This is a genomic window from Galbibacter sp. PAP.153 (genome assembly GCF_037029175.1).
Classification (GTDB): Bacteria; Bacteroidota; Bacteroidia; order Flavobacteriales; family Flavobacteriaceae; genus Galbibacter; species Galbibacter pacificus.
Window position 1 is genome coordinate 50,881 of the sequence record NZ_JAZEUN010000024.1, and the last position, 14,767, is coordinate 65,647.

The window sequence follows — 14,767 nt, forward strand, 5'->3', positions numbered from 1 at the left end:
ACGCTGTTATGTTGCTATGCTGTTATGATGTTACGTTGCTATGTTGTTGAGAGTTGAGAGTTAAGGGTCCAAAGATTCAAGGTTCAAGGTTTCTGGTTTCTGGTTTCTGGTTTCAAAATATTGTTAACAACAATTAACCATTAACAAATAACTAATCCCTTTTCCCAATCACTATCTAACATTTAATCAACCAAAAGCATTATAACCGAACTGGGATTCCATTTTTCTTTAGTTCTTCTTTTAAATCGTTTATTTCTATTTCCTTAAAATGAAAAACACTTGCCGCCAAGGCCGCGTCGGCTTTTCCTTTTAAAAATGCATCAGTGAAATGCTGTGTGTTCCCCGCTCCGCCAGAAGCAATAATCGGGATGTTTAATTCGGTGGAAAGTTTTGCAAGGGCTTCATTTGCAAAACCGTCTTTTGTTCCGTCGTTGTCCATGGACGTAAATAATATTTCCCCGGCTCCGCGCAATTCCACTTCTTTTGCCCATTCAAACAAGTCTATATCTGTTGGTACCTTGCCTCCTACCAAATGTACTTTCCATTTCCCGTTGACCTGTTTGGCATCAATGGCCACCACGATACACTGACTTCCAAATTTTGCGGATAAACTGTTTATTAATTGCGGATTTTTAACCGCCGATGAATTTACCGAAACTTTATCGGCACCACATTTAAGCAGGGTGTCCACGTCTTCTATAGACGATATGCCACCGCCTACCGTAAAGGGAATGTTCACGTTTTTTGCCACGCGAAGCACCAAATCGGCCAAGGTTTTTCTTCGTTCTTCGGTAGCCGAAATATCTAAAAAAACAAGTTCGTCGGCCCCATTTTCGGCATATAGCTTTGCCAATTCCACAGGGTCGCCCGCATCACGAAGGGCTACAAAATTTACGCCCTTTACAGTACGACCGTTTTTAATATCCAGGCAAGGTATAATTCTTTTTGTAAGCATTTTTTTTGTTGTTACATTGTTACGCTGCTATGTTGTTATGATGTTACGTAGCTATGTTGTTGAGAGTTGAGGGTCCAGAGGTTCAAAGATTCCAGGTTTCAGGTTTCAGGTTTCGCTAACAACAATTAACCATTAACAAATAACCATTCCCTTTTCACTTCTCCCTTTTCACTAATAATCATTAACTATTCAAGGTTTCTGGTTTCAAAATATCGTTAACAACAATTAACCATTAACAAATAACTATTCCCCAATCCCTTTTCCCTAACCTTAACTATCTAAAATATAATTTTCTAATTGTTTTAGGCTTATTCTTCCTTCATAAATGGCTTTTCCAATAATTGTCCCTTCACAACCGATTTCTGCCAATTTGGGCAATTCGTCAAAAGTTGAAATCCCTCCGGAAGCTATTAATTTTATGCCTTCAGAAGTATTTATTATTTTTTTATAAAGCTCAAACGATGGGCCTTGCAGCATACCATCTTTGCTGATATCGGTGCAAATTACATATTCAATTCCCTTTTGAAGGTATTTTTGAATAAATGGAAGCAGTTCTTCTTTTGATGCCTCTTGCCAACCGGAAACGGCTATTTTTTCATTGTCGGCATCTGCGCCCAAAATAATTTTTTCGTTCCCGAATTTTTCAATCCAACGCTCAAAAATTTCTGGATCCTTCACGGCAATGCTCCCTCCGGTAATCTGACTGGCACCACTTTCAAAAGCTATGCGCAAATCTTCATCCGATTTGAGTCCGCCGCCAAAATCTATCTTCAAACCTGTCTTAGAAGCAATGCTCTCCAAAACCTTATAATTTACAATATGCTTGCTTTTGGCGCCATCCAAGTCTACCAAATGCAAATGCCGGATGCCGTGTGCCTCAAATTCCTTGGCTACTTCCAGCGGATGTTCGTTGTATACTTTTTTGGTGCTGTAATCTCCTTTGGAAAGTCGCACACATTTACCTTCAATAATATCTATTGCGGGGATGATTCTCATTTTATTTATGTTAAATATTAGATATTCAAAGTTAAAAGTCTATCTTTTTGGTTCTTTTTTTGTGTTTCAATGAATATTATCAATAATTCTGTACTCCCTTGATTTTGGTATCTTAAAGCAGAAATTTCCATCAAAAAGGGTAAATTGTTAAGTTCTATCTAACAATTGATTTTATATAAATTCTACTTTTCCCATTTAACTTTTAACATCTAACTTTAAAAAGTTTTCCAAAATACGTTGCCCGGCTTTGCTACTCTTTTCCGGGTGAAATTGTACCCCATAAAAATTGTCTTTTTGCAAGGCTGATGAATAATCGAGTCCATAATTGGACAAAGCTGCGGTTTTGTTGCATAAAGGCGCATAAAAACTATGCACCAAATACATGTATTCGTTTTCCGCGATGTCTTGAAAAAGTCGGGATTTTAAATCGGTTATTTGATTCCACCCAATTTGAGGTACCTTTACTTGATTGCTGAATTTTACCACGTCTACATCAAAAATCCCCAATCCTTTTGTGTTTCCTTCTTCTGATGATTTACACATAAGTTGCATACCCAAGCATATCCCCAATACCGGTTGTTTTAATGTTGGAATGATGCTGTCTAATTTTGTGCTTTTTAATTTTTGCATAGCACTGCTGGCTTCCCCAACACCCGGAAAAATTACCCTGTCTGCTCTTAAAATTGTTTCGGCTTCATCAGACAAAACAGCCGTTATTCCAATTCGTTCAAATGCGAATTTAATACTCTGTATGTTACCTGCTCCGTAATCTATTATGGTTATGTTCATTGTTTAAAAGTTTGAAGTTAAAAGAGCAAACAAAAGAATTTTAACCGTAAAATTCATCAATTTTAGCTATACGATTATTTTCTAATTTATTTATTAATACATTTATTACCATTGAATTATGTAAATTAACTAAAGTATTCCTTTAGTTGATGGCAAAATCATTTTTTCGGTATCTCTTTTTACGGCAGCTTTAATTGCTTTTGCAAAAGCCTTAAAAATCGCCTCTATTTTATGGTGTTCATTTTCACCTTCCACCTTTACGTTCAGGTTTGCTTTTGCCCCATCGGTAAACGACTTAAAAAAATGAAAAAACATTTCGGTAGGCATTTTCCCAATTAGCTCCCTTTTAAAGCTTGCCTCCCAAACCAGCCAATTTCTTCCCCCAAAATCTATTGCCACTTGCGCCAGGCAATCGTCCATTGGCAAACAAAAACCATAACGCTCGATCCCGAGTTTATCGCCAAGTGCCATGCTAAAAACTTCGCCCAGGGCAATGGCCGTATCTTCAATGGTATGATGCTCGTCTACTTCCAGATCGCCTTTTACGCTTATGGTCAAGTCCATTTGCCCGTGACGGGAAATTTGGTCCAACATATGGTCGAAAAAAGCAATTCCGGTATCAATTTCACTTTTTCCGGTCCCATCGAGGTTTAATTTGATGTAAATATCGGTTTCGTTGGTCTTTCGGGATATTTCGGCCACCCTATTTTCCAGCTTTAAAAAGCTATAAATTGCTTTCCAGCAATCTGTTTCCAAAGCAATGTAACTATCTAATTCATCTCGTTTTACCGAAATCTCCTCTGCTCCAAGATAACTTTGATTGTTAATGAAGATGCCCTTTGCGCCCAAATTTTTAGCAAGCTCAATATCAGTAAGCCTATCGCCTATTACAAAGGAATTTTGCAGATCGTATTCACTTGAAAAATACTTGGTTAACAACCCCGTATTTGGTTTTCTTGTGGGTGCATTGTCTTTGGCAAAGGTTCTGTCGATAACAACATCTTTAAACACAACTTCTTCATTTTCAAAAGTTTTCATGATAAAATTATGCACAGGCCAAAAAGTATCTTCGGGAAAGGCATTCGTTCCCAAACCGTCTTGATTGGTAACCATAACCAGCTCGTAATCGAGTTCCGCGGCAATTTTAGGCATGTACGCCAATGCTTTTGGGTAAAAGTCCAATTTATCAAAAGCATCTATTTGTTCATCGGCGGGCTCTTTTATTAAAGTCCCGTCCCTATCTATAAAAAGTACTTTCTTTTTCATTTATAATTCTTTTAAAACTTTAATTAGCTGTTTGTTTTCGGCGGGCGTCCCAATGGTGAAACGCAATGTATTTTTACATAAAGGTTGTGTGCTTCTGTTTCGCACCACAACACCTTTTTTTAATAATTGACGGTACCGCAAATTGGCATCGTCTACTTTTACAAGCACAAAATTGGCATCGGACGAATATATTTTTTCAACAAAATACACTTCATCTAAAACTTTAGATAAACTATCCTTTTCCTCTAAAATTGAGATTATTTCATTTTTTACTGATGTAATATCTAAAACTCTTGAAAGTGCCTTTTGCTGTGTTAACTGATTTACATTGTACGGTGGTTTTATTTTATTGAGTACATGTATGATTTCTTCAGAAGCAAAACAAATTCCCAGACGGATACCCGCCATTCCGTATGCTTTTGACAAGGTTTGCGTAACGATTAAATTAGGATAATCCGGCAAACGGCTTAACCAACTTTCTTTGTTTGAAAAATCGATATACGCTTCATCTATAACTACAATCCCCGGGAAATTTTGCAACAGCTCTTCTATTTTCTCAGAATTAAAAGCATTCCCCGTTGGGTTGTTGGGCGAACACAAAAATAGGAGCTTGCTGTTTTTATCGGCAACGCTTATAATTTTCTTTACATCGGGCTCAAAACTTTTGGTTAGAAGTACTTCCTTGTTTTCAATATCATTGGTTTCGGCCAATACTTTGTACATACCGTATGTTGGGGGAAGCGTAATGATATTGTCTTGCCTGGGTTCGCAAAAAGCCCTGAAAATAAGGTCTAAAACTTCGTCGCTTCCATTCCCAAGGAGAATCTGGCTGGATTTAACATTTTTTTGCCCAGCCAGTGCTTGTTTTAGGGAGCGCTGCTGCGGATCGGGATAGCGGTTCATGCCGTTGTTAAAAGGATTTTCGTTGGCATCAAGAAAAACCATCTGCTTGTCGAAATCCTTAAACTCGTCCCTCGCAGAAGAATACGGTTTGAGTTTTTTAACGTTCTCCCGAACTAAAGTATTTATATTGAATGTTGTTGTCATTTGTTCGTTGTTTGTTGCTCGTTGTTGTTGCTTTTTATGCTTCACTCAAATATTTGCGAAGCCCTATTTCTTCATCAAACAACAACTCACTTTAAATCTTTCAAGCGTATGGTTACTGCATTTTTATGTGCCTGCAATCCTTCGGCTTCTGCCATAAGTTCTATGGCCGGCCCTATGTTTTTTATTCCGTCTTTTGTTATTTTTTGAAATGTCATGCTCTTCATAAAACTATCCAAATTTACACCGCTGTATTGCTTGGCATAGCCGTTTGTAGGAAGCGTATGATTGGTTCCCGACGCATAATCGCCGGCGCTTTCGGGCGTATAGTCGCCAATAAAAACCGATCCGGCATTTACTATCCCGTCTACATAATAATTTTCATTGCTTACCGTGATTATAAAATGCTCGGGGCCATATTCATTAATCAATTCCAGTGCATCTTCCTTGGTATCGACATAAATAAGCCGGGAATTTTCTATTGCTTTTTCTGCAATTGCCCTGCGCGGTAAACCCTTAATTTGTTCCTCAATCTGGTCGGCCACGGAATCTATCATTTCCTTTGAAGTAGATACCATAACCACTTGGCTATCGATACCGTGTTCTGCCTGCGACAACAAATCGGACGCCACATATGAAGGATTTGCGGTTTCATCGGCCACCACCAATAACTCCGAAGGCCCCGCAGGCATGTCTATGGCAACATTGTAGCGTGTTGCCAATTGTTTGGCCACGGTAACAAATTGGTTCCCCGGGCCAAATATTTTATAAACTTTTGGCACAGTTTCGGTACCGAAAGTCATCGCGGCTATAGCTTGTATCCCCCCTATTTTATAAATTTTATCCACCCCGCACAGAGAAGCTGTGTAAAGAATGGCCGGGTTTACCTTCCCTTCCTTGTTTGGCGGCGTACACAATACTACCTCTTTGCAACCGGCCAATTGTGCAGGAATGGCCAACATTAAAATCGTGGAAAATAAAGGTGCCGTTCCGCCAGGGATGTAAAGGCCAATTTTTTCTATTGGGCGCTTTTCTTGCCAACAAGAAACCCCATTTACGGTATCTACCTTTATGCCGTTTGTTTTTTGGGCGGCATGAAAAGCTTCAATATTGTTTTTTGCGGTATTAATGGCTTCTTTAAGTTCTGAGGGGATTTGCTTTATGGCATCTTTAATTTCTGCATTAGAAACCTTGTTGTTCTTTAGGTCCACCCCGTCAAAAAGACTTGTATATTTTTTGATAGCTTCATCGCCTTTCTGGCTTACCTCGTTAAAAACCTCGCTCACGGTTGCCTCTATGTCTTCAATGGTCTGTGTAGGCCTTTTTAAAACCTCGTTCCATTGGCTTCTTGTTGGATTGTATATTTTGTTCATTTTGTTCGTTGTTCGTTAATAAGATAAAAACCTTAATTCTTTAACTTAATTCCTTTTATCATTTTTAATAAATCACACCACCATTTTTTCAATAGGGCAAACCAAAATACCTTCTGCCCCAATGGCCTTGAGTTCGTCTATAATTTCCCAAAAACGGTCTTTGTTGATAACCGTATGTATGGAGCTCCAGCCTTCTTCTGCCAAAGGAAGCACTGTTGGGCTGCGCATTCCCGGTAAAAGCTCTATTATTTTGTCAATTTTATCATTTGGAGCATTTAAAAGCACATATTTAGAGTCGCGGGCCTTTAAAACAGATTGTATCCTAAACCTAAGTTTTTCTATGGATGTCCGCATTTCCGGACTTATTGTTGGGGAGGCTACTAAAACGGCTTCGCTCCTTAAAATGGTAATTGCTTCTTTTAAATTATTTTTAAACAACGTGCTCCCACTGGAAACAATATCAACAATGGCATCGGCCAAACCTATATTCGGGGCAATCTCCACCGAACCGTTAATTATATGAAGCTCGGCATTTATTTTTTCCCTTTGAAGGAATTCATTGACTGTATTTGGATACGAAGTGGCTATTTTTTTACCTTCCAAATCTTTTACCGATTTGAATTTAAAGTTTTTGGGCACTGCCAAAGACACCTTGCATTTAGAAAACCCCAATTTTTCAATTACTTCCAGGTCCCTGCCTTTTTCAATCAATAAGTTTTCCCCCACAATGGCCAAGTCTACCACGCCATCCCTTAAATATTGTGGGATGTCCCCGTTTCGCAAATACATAACTTCCAACGGGAAATTGCGCGCCGATGCCTTTAATTGATCTCTGCCATTATCAATGGATATCCCGCAATCTTTAAGAATCCGTAAGGAATCTTCGTTAAGCCTGCCCGATTTTTGAATAGCGATCCTTATTTTTTTTTCTTCCATTTCTATTTCGTCTTGTTGGTAATTATTTAATGTAAATAAAAAAACCCGTTTGATGTTACTCAAACGGGTTTTACATATGTTTTAAAATTGTACATAGCATTTTTACCTCGCTTGAGTGCAAGTATAAAAATGATGATGATGTACAGTGTTGAAATTCATTTTCTTTTAATCTTGTTACAAATTTAAGTCATTTAAAAAATGGTTTCCAAATAATATTTTACTTTTTTAGTTAAAATTGTAAAAATATATCGATTTTCCATGCAATAGTTATATTTAAAAAATATGGTACGTTTTTTTTCATATTCATGCATACACACAACCCCTTTAATAGCTCCATAAGGCATGTAAAACGTTATTGACATAACAAAATTACATAATAAAGGTTTGGTTCTTTTTATGCCATATAATTAAAAAATAATATCTTGTGCCACATTTAAACATTAAAAACAAATTTTACATTAATACAATGAGAACTTTATATGCTATTTTATTGGTAGTATTTGCTAGCACAACCGTTTTTGCACAAAGCAAGAAAGACTTAAAAGAAGAGGTCGCAAAATTGAACGATCAGCTTAAAGTTTTAAACCAAACCCAGGCCGACCTAAGTTTGGCACAAACAAAAGTTTCTAGCTTAGAAAACCAAGTAGATGAGCTTAAACACACAAACGAGCAATTGCTCAACAACATGAACAAGTTTTTGTCTACATCCACGCAACAATCCAACAGTATTGGTAAAACACTGGAGGCCCTAAACAAAAAAGAAGCACAATTAAAACAAGTAAGAGACGTCTACAGTGCCAACGACTCCATTGCTTTTTTGGTTCTTACTGACCTTAAAAAAACCTTAGGAGAAAATGCCCAGATTGGTGTTGAAAAAGGGTCTATTTTAATTAAAATGGACAATGGTTTTCTTTATGGAGACAAGGCAGATAATGCTAAAATAGAAGAACCGGCCAAAGAATTTGTAGGAAGAATTTCTGCAGTAATCAATAAATACGAATCCCTTATGGTTTCTGTTCAAAGCAGCGGAGGCGACTGGAATACCAATTCGTTAAGGGCGGCTTCGATCTCGGAATTATTGTTGGAAAGTTACAATGTAGCGCCTGCCAGACTTAAATCTACAATTACGGCGGGGGGAAGCAATGTTTCCTATGTTTTTCTTCATCCGGACTTTAATGCTTTCTACCTTGACATACGTGACGAATTAAAAAGCACAAACTAAAAACACATATAAGTATCATCCATTTTGGATAAAGAATTAATTATTTTAAGGCTTCCATGTTTAATATGGAGGCCTTTTTTTAGTTCTTGAAACAATAAAAACGTCACATATATTATCTATCAGCCTTATTCATCAATTTAATTATCTCAATTTTATTAAAATTAGTCAGTAATTAGTATTTTTATATACCCAAACTAATATTTAATGATTACTGAATAATGATAAAACTTACCCTTTTTCTCCTTCAAATAGACAGCACACCCCTTTTTAAAATAGATAATAACAACCACTTGTATATTTTTATTGCAGGACTGGTTATAGCATTTATTATAGGGTACAGAATTGGATATTCCATAAAAAAACATGCCCATAAAAGTGAACTGGAAAAATGCATGCTCGAAAAAACCAGGCTTTCCAATCATTTAAAAAAAGAACCCCTTTCCTTCACTGAAGACAATACCATTAAAGCAATTCAAACGCGCGGAAGAAGCGGCATGGCCTTGGATACAGATATTAAGGTAGCTACTGTAAAAAAACAAAAAATCACAAAAAAACTGGATTTCTCTAAAATTGGTGTCGCCACCGAAGCAAACAAAGACGATTTAAAGCGTATTGAAGGGATTGGCCCTTTTATTGAAAAAAAACTAAACAGTATTGGTCTTTTTAAATACGATCAACTTAGCAGATTAACCGATGATGACATTGAAGTAGTAACGGAGCTTATCGAGTTTTTCCCCGGCAGGATCAAAAGAGACGATTGGAAAGGGAAAGCACAAAAACTTAAAGAAGAAAATACTAAAAAGGTATAGCAGGGTTTTCTTTAACTATTTTATCGGAAAAATTAATCAAAAAATAAATCCCGGAACAAACTTAAAATTTTTCCGGGATTTATTTTTTTTATACCAATGGAAGATTATCCTTCAAGAATTTGTGCGGCATGGTCCTTGGTCTTTACTTTATCAATTACGCGCTCCACTACTCCATTTTCATCAATAATAAAAGTTTTTCTGTGAATTCCGTCGTATTCCCTGCCCATAAATTTTTTACGCCCCCAAACTCCAAAAGCATTGATCACCGTTTTATCTTCATCAGCTAGAAGCGGAAAGGGAAATTCGTATTTATTTTTAAAATTAGTTTGCCTCCTCTGGGAATCGGCACTAACGCCAAGCAAATTATATCCTTTTGCCTTTAACTCTTGATAGTTGTCCCTCAAATTACATGCTTCGGCGGTACAGCCGGGCGTGCTTGCTTTTGGGTAAAAAAATACAATGAGTTTTTTTCCTTTGTAATCGGCCAAGGTTATGCTATTTCCATCTTGGTCCTTTGCCGTAAATGCAGGTACTTTGTCTCCTGCTTGCAGTGTATCCATAAACAATTTTTTATTTGTAATATGTTCGGTTATTTTTGTCTAAAATTACAAAAAATGACCAAAGCAGAAAAGGTTGACTTTATCAGGAACACATTAAATAGCATATATCCCACGGTACCAATCCCTTTAGACCATACAGATCCATATACGCTTTTAATTGCCGTATTGCTTTCTGCACAAAGTACAGATGCGCGCGTTAACCAAATAACCCCGTTATTGTTCAGCAGGGCTTCGAACCCGTACCAAATGGTGAAATTGTCAATAGACGAAATACGAGATATTATAAGGCCCGTGGGGCTATCGCCTATGAAATCTAAAGGAATATACGGGTTGTCCCGTATTTTAATCGATAAATACAATGGAGAAGTCCCCGCAGATTTTGAAGCTTTGGAATCGTTGCCTGCCGTTGGCCATAAAACGGCCAGTGTAGTTATGTCTCAAGCTTTTGGCATTCCTGCTTTTCCAGTTGACACCCATATCCATAGGCTGATGTACCGATGGGGCCTGTCTAACGGGAAAAATGTAACCCAGACCGAAAAAGACGCTAAAAGGCTGTTCCCAAAAGCATCGTGGAACAAGCTTCATCTGCAAATTATTTATTATGCACGGGAATTTTCACCGGCACGGGGCTGGAATCTTGAAAAAGACATTATCACAAATACTATCGGTAGAAAATCGGTGATTAAGGAATATCAGTCCAAAACTAAAAAGACCCGCTAAAATATTAGCAGGTCTTTTCAGAAAAAGTTTAATTGAGTAAGGACTCAAATTCATACTCTTTGTACTTCATAACACTTAAAGCCTTAGAATAACTAAGTAAAAATTCAATAGTTGATTCTTTGGGATTTAATAAATCTGATTTTGATTCTTGAAAAGTGTAAAGTTTAGCCATGCCCCAAATTTTTATAATATATTTAAATAACGGGGCTTGCATATTAATATTGTGCTAGTTTGTTAAAACTATGTTATTCTTTTCTACCATCTTCCTCAAATTAATTATTGCATAACGCATTCTTCCCAAAGCTGTATTAATACTTACGTTTGTTTGTTCTGATATTTCTTTGAAGCTCATGTCTTTGTACAAGCGCATGATAAGCACCTCTTTCTGGTCTTCCGGCAATTCGTCTATAAGCTTTTTTACATCGGTCTCCACTTGATTTTTAATAAGTTGCTTTTCAGCATTCAAAGAAGGGTCACCAAGCACGGAAAAAATATTAAAATCGTCGCTGCCTTCAAATTTGGGCATCCTGGAGCTCTTTCTAAAATGATCTATTACAAGGTTATGGGCAATGCGCATAACCCAAGGCAAGAATTTACCTTCCTCGTTGTAATTACCTCTTTTTAATGTTTTAATGACTTTAATAAAAGTGTCTTGAAAAATATCTTCAGTAATATCCCTGTCGTAAACTTTTGAAAATATAAAACTATAAATCCTGTGCGAATGTCTGTTAATTAAAATTTCCAATGATTTTTCGTCGCCTTTTATATAACTCGCCACTAAGGCAGAGTCTTGAAGAATTTGCTCCATACAATTACTTTTTAATAATAAAACACCAATCCCCATCAAGGATGCGCTTTGTTAATTCATTAATTTTTAAAAAGTAATTTTATGATATAGGCGTTCGTTTTAGCAATGATAGGCACCAAATATAATATTTTTCTTAAAAAAATCACAAATTTTTTTCTCAAAAACTCAATTTTCTTTTTAACCCCCAACTTCTAAAGCTGAAATTAGATTGTTATCTTTGTGGTTTGTTTTATTGTTATGACAGATATTTCTACTGTAAATCCGAAGGAAAATATTATAATTAAAGGGGCCAAACTTCACAACCTAAAAAACATCAATGTTGTTATTCCCCGAAACAAACTGGTTGTAATTACCGGGCTTTCCGGTAGCGGGAAATCCTCTTTGGCCTTTGATACGCTTTATGCAGAAGGACAGCGCCGTTATGTAGAAAGCCTTTCTTCGTATGCGCGTCAATTTTTGGGCCGGCTTAACAAACCCAAGGTAGATTATATAAAAGGTATTGCTCCTGCCATTGCCATAGAACAAAAAGTAAATTCCACCAATCCCCGGTCTACCGTTGGGACTACTACCGAAATATATGACTATTTAAAACTCTTGTATGCCCGCATAGGCCGCACCTATTCCCCTATTTCGGGCCAAGAAGTTAAAAAAAATACCGTTACCGATGTTATCAATTTTGTAAAAAGCTTCGAGGAACGTAGTAAATTGTTGTTGTTGGCCCAAGTACATATACCGGAAGATAGAAGCGTTTTAAAAACACTGGAAATATTATCGCAACAAGGCTATGCCCGAATTAAATATAAAAATGAAGTACTTAGAATTGATGAAATCGAAGAAGAAATAGGTCATGATTTCTATTTGGTGATAGATCGGATTATTGTGAAGGACGATGAAGATTTTTACAACCGTTTGGCCGATGCCGTCGATACTGCTTTTTTTGAAGGGAAAGGAAAATGTATTATTGAAAACCTTGATAATAACAAACAAACACTTTTTAGCAATAAATTTGAATTGGACGGGAGGCAGTTCCTGGAACCCAACATTCATCTTTTTAGTTTTAACAACCCCTACGGAGCTTGCCCGCGTTGCGAAGGTTATGGGGATGTAATTGGCCTTGACGAAGATTTAATAGTTCCCAACACAGGATTGTCTATTTACGAAAATGCCATTTTTGCATGGCGTGGCGAAAGCATGAGCTGGTACCGCGATCAATTAGTGAACAATGCCTATAAATTTGATTTTCCTATCCATAAACCGTGGTTTGAACTATCGGAAGCGCAAAAGGAACTGGTCTGGAAAGGGAATAAATATTTTACCGGATTGACCGATTTTTTTAATGAACTGGAAGAAAAAAGCTATAAAATACAAAACCGGGTGATGCTCTCCCGCTACCGCGGAAAAACTAAATGTTCGCTCTGTAAGGGGAAAAGGCTTCGCGAGGAAGCCAATTATGTAAAAGTTGACGGGAAAACCATTACCGATTTGGTTGAAATGCCGTTGCATACCTTAAAGAATCATTTCAATGGCATTTCATTAAACGAAAACGAGATTGCTATTTCCCAGCGTTTATTAAAGGAAATCAACAATCGTTTAGGCTTTTTAAGCAATGTAGGCCTAGATTACCTCACCCTCAACAGAAAATCCAACACACTCTCTGGAGGTGAATCCCAGCGGATAAACTTGGCTACATCGCTCGGGAGCAGTTTGGTGGGGTCTATGTATATTTTGGACGAGCCCAGTATTGGACTCCACCCAAAAGATACCGAAAAGCTCATTACCGTATTACAATCTTTACGGGACTTGGGCAATACGGTTATTGTGGTGGAACACGACGAAGATATCATGAAAGCCGCCGATGAAATTATAGATATTGGCCCAGAGGCCGGAACGCTCGGTGGCGAAGTGGTTGCTACGGGAAGTTTTGGAGAGATTGTAAAATTAAACTCGCTTACCGCCAAATACCTAAGCGGTAAAGACCAAATTACGGTGCCGGGAGAACGTAGAAAATACAAAAACTATATAAAAATAAAAGGCGCGCGCGAAAATAACCTTAACAATATAGATATTACCTTTCCCTTGAACACCTTAACCATAGTTACAGGTGTCTCGGGAAGCGGTAAAAGTACGTTGGTAAAAAAATTGTTATACCCCGCTATTTTAAAAGAAACCGGCGGATATGGTGAAAAAGCCGGGCAATTTTCGGGAATAGAAGGAGAATACGGCAGTTTGGCATCGGTAGAATTTGTAGACCAAAATCCCATTGGGCGCTCTTCACGTTCCAATCCGGTAACTTACATAAAAGCTTACGACGATATAAGAACCCTTTTTTCCAAACAAAAACTTTCAAAAATGAGGGGCTATCAGCCAAAGCATTTTTCGTTCAATGTTGATGGTGGTCGCTGCGAAACCTGTAAAGGAGAAGGCGAAGTAACCATTGAAATGCAGTTCATGGCCGATGTCCATTTGGAATGCGAGACCTGTGGCGGGAAACGTTTTAAAAAAGATATCCTGGAAGTTAAGTTTAACGATAAAAACATTGATGATATCCTCAATTTAACCATTGATGATGCCGTTGCTTTTTTTCAAAAAAACAAGGAAAAGAAAATTGTATCCAAGCTTCAACCGTTACAAGACGTAGGCCTTGGTTATGTAACCCTTGGGCAATCATCCTCTACCCTTTCCGGTGGCGAGGCCCAACGTATAAAACTGGCTTCGTTCTTGGTGAAAGGGCAAACTAAAAAGAAAACGCTCTTTATTTTTGACGAGCCCACAACGGGACTTCATTTTCACGACATAAAAAAACTGCTAAAGTCCTTTAATGCTTTAATAGAAAAAGGACATTCCATTATTGTCGTGGAGCACAACCTGGACCTTATAAAATGTGCCGATTACATTATCGACCTTGGCCCCGGCGGTGGCGAAAAGGGCGGAAATCTTGTGGCTGCAGGAACTCCAGAAGAAATTGTTAAAGTAAAGGAAAGCCATACCGGTCATTTTTTAAAAGATAAACTATAAAGTAACTCTTACTGAAATTAAAAGAGTTGAACTGAAGTATTCGTCTGAAAGTGAAATTATTGGTTCCTGTGGAGAAAAGACAACGGAAAAACTATATTTTAACGAGAACAATCTACTGGAAAGCAATTGGAAGGCTTGCGATGGCCCGGACTTGTATATAAAGTGACCATAATTGACTAATTTTTTCATAACCTGAGTTCGATTAATATTCCAGGGTGATTTTTATCATATAAAAAAAGAAATAGCCGTATATTTAATTAACTGATAACTAATA

The 14,767-nt window shown here is 37.4% G+C and carries 14 protein-coding genes; 4 read left to right on the forward strand and 10 right to left on the reverse strand.

Annotation, left to right across the window (positions count from 1 at the left end; all coding sequences use genetic code 11):
• Positions 1 to 199: 199 nt before the first annotated feature.
• From hisF to hisG, 7 genes are all read right to left on the reverse strand, one after another.
• Complete coding sequence (gene hisF / locus UXI14_RS14945) at positions 200 to 955, reverse strand: imidazole glycerol phosphate synthase subunit HisF (RefSeq protein ID WP_335966809.1); 756 nt, start codon at positions 953 to 955, stop codon at positions 200 to 202.
• A 270-nt stretch (positions 956 to 1,225) separates the two neighbouring features.
• Positions 1,226 to 1,951 (reverse strand): 1-(5-phosphoribosyl)-5-[(5-phosphoribosylamino)methylideneamino]imidazole-4-carboxamide isomerase, encoded by a 726-nt coding sequence (hisA, locus tag UXI14_RS14950; RefSeq protein WP_277899149.1) that lies wholly within the window; start codon positions 1,949 to 1,951, stop codon positions 1,226 to 1,228.
• A 195-nt stretch (positions 1,952 to 2,146) separates the two neighbouring features.
• Positions 2,147 to 2,740 (reverse strand): imidazole glycerol phosphate synthase subunit HisH, encoded by a 594-nt coding sequence (hisH, locus tag UXI14_RS14955; protein ID WP_335966810.1) that lies wholly within the window; start codon positions 2,738 to 2,740, stop codon positions 2,147 to 2,149.
• A gap of 129 nt (positions 2,741 to 2,869) precedes the next feature.
• On the reverse strand, positions 2,870 to 4,006 hold the full coding sequence (gene hisB, locus UXI14_RS14960; RefSeq protein WP_335966811.1) for a bifunctional histidinol-phosphatase/imidazoleglycerol-phosphate dehydratase HisB: 1,137 nt from the start codon (positions 4,004 to 4,006) through the stop codon (positions 2,870 to 2,872).
• Positions 4,007 to 5,053: a histidinol-phosphate transaminase gene (gene hisC / locus UXI14_RS14965; RefSeq protein ID WP_335966812.1), complete on the reverse strand. Its 1,047-nt coding sequence runs from the start codon at positions 5,051 to 5,053 to the stop codon at positions 4,007 to 4,009.
• A gap of 86 nt (positions 5,054 to 5,139) precedes the next feature.
• Positions 5,140 to 6,423: a histidinol dehydrogenase gene (gene hisD / locus UXI14_RS14970; protein WP_335966813.1), complete on the reverse strand. Its 1,284-nt coding sequence runs from the start codon at positions 6,421 to 6,423 to the stop codon at positions 5,140 to 5,142.
• A gap of 72 nt (positions 6,424 to 6,495) precedes the next feature.
• A complete protein-coding gene (gene hisG / locus UXI14_RS14975) occupies positions 6,496 to 7,359 on the reverse strand; it encodes an ATP phosphoribosyltransferase (protein WP_277899604.1) in 864 nt (287 codons plus the stop codon).
• 466 nt (positions 7,360 to 7,825) lie between these two features.
• Here hisG and UXI14_RS14980 point away from each other — a divergent pair, with 466 nt between their 5' ends.
• Together UXI14_RS14980 and UXI14_RS14985 are read left to right on the forward strand one after the other, a co-directional pair.
• Positions 7,826 to 8,581, forward strand: a complete 756-nt coding sequence (locus tag UXI14_RS14980) for a hypothetical protein (RefSeq protein WP_277899144.1) — start codon at positions 7,826 to 7,828, stop codon at positions 8,579 to 8,581.
• Positions 8,582 to 8,799: 218 nt separating this feature from the next.
• Positions 8,800 to 9,390: a hypothetical protein gene (locus UXI14_RS14985; protein ID WP_277899143.1), complete on the forward strand. Its 591-nt coding sequence runs from the start codon at positions 8,800 to 8,802 to the stop codon at positions 9,388 to 9,390.
• A gap of 104 nt (positions 9,391 to 9,494) precedes the next feature.
• Here UXI14_RS14985 and bcp read toward each other — a convergent pair whose 3' ends face one another.
• The gene (gene bcp, locus UXI14_RS14990) at positions 9,495 to 9,950 is read right to left on the reverse strand and encodes a thioredoxin-dependent thiol peroxidase (protein ID WP_335966814.1); all 456 of its coding nucleotides are present in this window, start codon (positions 9,948 to 9,950) and stop codon (positions 9,495 to 9,497) included.
• Between the two features lie 54 nt (positions 9,951 to 10,004).
• Here bcp and nth point away from each other — a divergent pair, with 54 nt between their 5' ends.
• On the forward strand, positions 10,005 to 10,670 hold the full coding sequence (gene nth, locus UXI14_RS14995; protein WP_277899141.1) for an endonuclease III: 666 nt from the start codon (positions 10,005 to 10,007) through the stop codon (positions 10,668 to 10,670).
• 28 nt (positions 10,671 to 10,698) lie between these two features.
• On the opposite strand, the gene UXI14_RS15000 is transcribed toward nth, so the two are convergent.
• The gene (locus UXI14_RS15000) at positions 10,699 to 10,842 is read right to left on the reverse strand and encodes a hypothetical protein (protein ID WP_277899140.1); all 144 of its coding nucleotides are present in this window, start codon (positions 10,840 to 10,842) and stop codon (positions 10,699 to 10,701) included.
• Between the two features lie 54 nt (positions 10,843 to 10,896).
• Positions 10,897 to 11,478, reverse strand: coding sequence for a sigma-70 family RNA polymerase sigma factor (locus tag UXI14_RS15005; RefSeq protein WP_277899139.1), 582 nt, complete (start codon positions 11,476 to 11,478; stop codon positions 10,897 to 10,899).
• A gap of 237 nt (positions 11,479 to 11,715) precedes the next feature.
• Between UXI14_RS15005 and uvrA the strand changes: the two genes are divergently transcribed.
• Positions 11,716 to 14,493 (forward strand): excinuclease ABC subunit UvrA, encoded by a 2,778-nt coding sequence (gene uvrA, locus UXI14_RS15010; RefSeq protein WP_335966815.1) that lies wholly within the window; start codon positions 11,716 to 11,718, stop codon positions 14,491 to 14,493.
• Positions 14,494 to 14,767: the final 274 nt, after the last annotated feature.

Coding starts and splice junctions, on each gene's coding strand:
- hisF (WP_335966809.1), bottom strand. CDS start 955: ATGCTTACAAAAAGAATTATACCTTGCCTGGATATTAAAAACGGTCGT.
- hisA (WP_277899149.1), bottom strand. CDS start 1,951: ATGAGAATCATCCCCGCAATAGATATTATTGAAGGTAAATGTGTGCGA.
- hisH (WP_335966810.1), bottom strand. CDS start 2,740: ATGAACATAACCATAATAGATTACGGAGCAGGTAACATACAGAGTATT.
- hisB (WP_335966811.1), bottom strand. CDS start 4,006: ATGAAAAAGAAAGTACTTTTTATAGATAGGGACGGGACTTTAATAAAA.
- hisC (WP_335966812.1), bottom strand. CDS start 5,053: ATGACAACAACATTCAATATAAATACTTTAGTTCGGGAGAACGTTAAA.
- hisD (WP_335966813.1), bottom strand. CDS start 6,423: ATGAACAAAATATACAATCCAACAAGAAGCCAATGGAACGAGGTTTTA.
- hisG (WP_277899604.1), bottom strand. CDS start 7,359: ATGGAAGAAAAAAAAATAAGGATCGCTATTCAAAAATCGGGCAGGCTT.
- UXI14_RS14980 (WP_277899144.1), top strand. CDS start 7,826: ATGAGAACTTTATATGCTATTTTATTGGTAGTATTTGCTAGCACAACC.
- UXI14_RS14985 (WP_277899143.1), top strand. CDS start 8,800: ATGATAAAACTTACCCTTTTTCTCCTTCAAATAGACAGCACACCCCTT.
- bcp (WP_335966814.1), bottom strand. CDS start 9,950: ATGGATACACTGCAAGCAGGAGACAAAGTACCTGCATTTACGGCAAAG.
- nth (WP_277899141.1), top strand. CDS start 10,005: ATGACCAAAGCAGAAAAGGTTGACTTTATCAGGAACACATTAAATAGC.
- UXI14_RS15000 (WP_277899140.1), bottom strand. CDS start 10,842: ATGGCTAAACTTTACACTTTTCAAGAATCAAAATCAGATTTATTAAAT.
- UXI14_RS15005 (WP_277899139.1), bottom strand. CDS start 11,478: ATGGAGCAAATTCTTCAAGACTCTGCCTTAGTGGCGAGTTATATAAAA.
- uvrA (WP_335966815.1), top strand. CDS start 11,716: ATGACAGATATTTCTACTGTAAATCCGAAGGAAAATATTATAATTAAA.